The sequence below is a fragment of the Streptococcus sp. GMD4S genome (assembly GCF_000296955.1).
Map to the genome: position 1 here is coordinate 1 of NZ_AJRE01000142.1, position 2,590 is coordinate 2,590.

Annotated in this window: 3 protein-coding genes; all 3 read left to right on the forward strand. The window is 41.8% G+C overall.

Annotation, left to right across the window (positions count from 1 at the left end):
* Positions 1–438: S1 RNA-binding domain-containing protein (locus tag GMD4S_RS07880; RefSeq protein ID WP_000308633.1), on the forward strand; the 438-nt coding region annotated here is incomplete at its 5' end.
* Between the two features lie 81 nt (positions 439–519).
* Entirely contained in the window at positions 520–1,017 is a 498-nt protein-coding gene (locus tag GMD4S_RS07885; RefSeq protein WP_008275554.1) for a GAF domain-containing protein, read from the forward strand.
* A partial coding sequence (gene dnaX, locus GMD4S_RS07890; RefSeq protein ID WP_000283845.1) for a DNA polymerase III subunit gamma/tau occupies positions 1,017–2,590 on the forward strand: 1,574 nt, incomplete at its 3' end. The genes GMD4S_RS07885 and dnaX, both read left to right, overlap by 1 nt.

The window sequence follows — 2,590 nt, forward strand, 5'->3', positions numbered from 1 at the left end:
CGCGTATCACTTTCACTTAAAGCAACAACACCTGGACCATGGGATGGCGTTGAGCAAAAATTGGCTAAAGGTGATGTAGTAGAAGGAACAGTTAAACGTTTGACTGACTTCGGTGCATTTGTTGAAGTATTGCCAGGTATCGATGGACTTGTTCACGTATCACAAATTTCACACAAACGTATCGAAAATCCAAAAGAAGCTCTTACTGTTGGTCAAGAAGTTACTGTTAAAGTCCTTGATGTTAACGCTGACGCAGAACGTGTATCACTTTCTATCAAAGCTCTTGAAGAACGTCCAGCTCAAGAAGAAGGACAAAAAGAAGAAAAACGTGCTGCTCGTCCACGTCGTCCAAAACGTCAAGAAAAACGTGATTTCGAACTTCCAGAAACACAAACAGGATTCTCAATGGCTGACTTGTTCGGTGATATCGAACTTTAATCAATTGATAATCACAAAATCCTTTGTTTAAAACAAGGGATTTTTCTTTTGTCTCTTTCCCATTTTTGATATAATAGTTCTATGTTAGATTCAGAAAAACAATCACAATATCAAATGTTAAATGAGGAACTCTCTTATTTACTAGAAGGTGAGACCAATGTTCTTGCCAATCTTTCAAATGCTAGTGCCCTCCTAAAATCTCGCTTTCCGAATACTGTATTTGCAGGGTTTTATCTGTTTGATGGTAGCGAGTTGATTTTAGGGCCTTTTCAGGGTGGTGTTTCTTGTATTCGCATTCCGCTTGGGAAAGGCGTGTGTGGAGAAGCTGCTGAGTTTCAAGAGACTGTTTTGGTTGGCGATGTGAGCACCTATCCAAACTATATTTCTTGTGATAGTATGGCCAAGAGTGAAATCGTGGTTCCCATGCTCAAGAATGGTCAATTGCTGGGTGTCTTAGACCTGGATTCTTCACTTATTGATGATTACAATGCCATTGACCGTGATTACTTGGAACAATTTGTCGCTATTTTGCTTGAGAAGACAGAATGGGACTTTACGATGTTTGAGGAGAAAGCCTAATGTATCAAGCACTTTATCGAAAATATAGAAGCCAAACTTTTTCACAATTAGTCGGACAAGAAGTTGTGGCTAAAACCCTAAAACAAGCGGTTGAGCAGGAAAAGATTAGTCATGCCTATCTTTTCTCAGGCCCTCGTGGGACTGGGAAGACCAGTGTGGCCAAGATTTTTGCCAAGGCCATGAACTGTCCCAATCAAGTGGACGGAGAACCATGTAATAACTGCTATATCTGCCAAGCAGTGACAGAAGGTAGTTTAGAAGATGTTATCGAAATGGATGCAGCTTCGAATAATGGAGTCGATGAAATCCGTGAAATTCGTGATAAATCCACCTATGCACCTAGTTTGGCACGTTATAAGGTCTACATTATCGACGAGGTTCATATGCTGTCTACAGGAGCCTTTAATGCACTTTTGAAGACCCTAGAAGAACCAACCCAGAACGTTGTCTTTATTTTGGCGACTACCGAATTGCACAAGATTCCAGCAACTATTTTATCGCGTGTCCAACGTTTTGAGTTTAAATCGATTAGAACGCAAGATATCACGGCACACATTCATCATATTTTAGAAAAAGAAAATATCAGTTCTGAACCAGATGCTGTGGAAATCATTGCTAGACGAGCTGAAGGTGGGATGCGGGATGCCTTGTCTATTCTGGACCAAGCCTTGAGTTTGACTCAAGGGAATGCTTTAACTACAGCTATCTCTGAGGAGATTACAGGCACCATTAGTCTATCAGCACTTGATGACTATGTAGCTGCCTTATCTCAGCAGGATGTTCCAAAAGCGCTTGATTCTTTGAATCTTTTGTTTGAAAATGGCAAGAGCATGACTCGTTTTGTGACGGATCTCTTGCAGTATTTACGTGATTTACTGGTTGTTCAGACAGGTGGCGAAAATACTCATCATAGTCCAGTTTTTATGGACAATCTAGCTCTTTCTCAGGAAAGCCTCTTTGAAATGATTCGAATAGCGACTGTGAGTTTGGCGGATATGAAAGCTAGCCTGCAACCTAAGATTTATGCTGAGATGATGACCATTCGTTTAGCGGAGATTAAGCCTGAACCAATGTTTTCAGAAGCTGTCGAAGGTGAGATTTCTGCACTGAGACAGGAAGTCGCTCGTCTCAAACAAGAACTTGCCAATGTTGGAACTGCTCCTAAACAAGTGGCGCCAGTCCCTAGCCGTCCAGCCACTTCCAAGACAGTATATCGAGTAGACCGTAATAAGGTTCAGACCATCCTACAAGAAGCTGTTGAAAATCCTGATTTGGCACGGCAAAACTTGATTCGCCTCCAGAATGCCTGGGGAGAGGTAATCGAAAGATTAGCAGGTCCTGATAAGGCTCTGCTTGTTGGTTCTCAACCAGTTGCAGCAAACGAGCACCATGCTATTTTAGCCTTTGAGTCTAATTTCAATGCTGGGCAAACCATGAAACGGGATAACCTCAATACCATGTTTGGCAATATTCTCAGCCAAGCGGCTGGATTTTCACCTGAAATCCTGGCAATTTCCCTAGAGGAATGGAAAGAGGTTCGTGCAGCATTTTCAGCTAAAAACAAGTCTTCTCA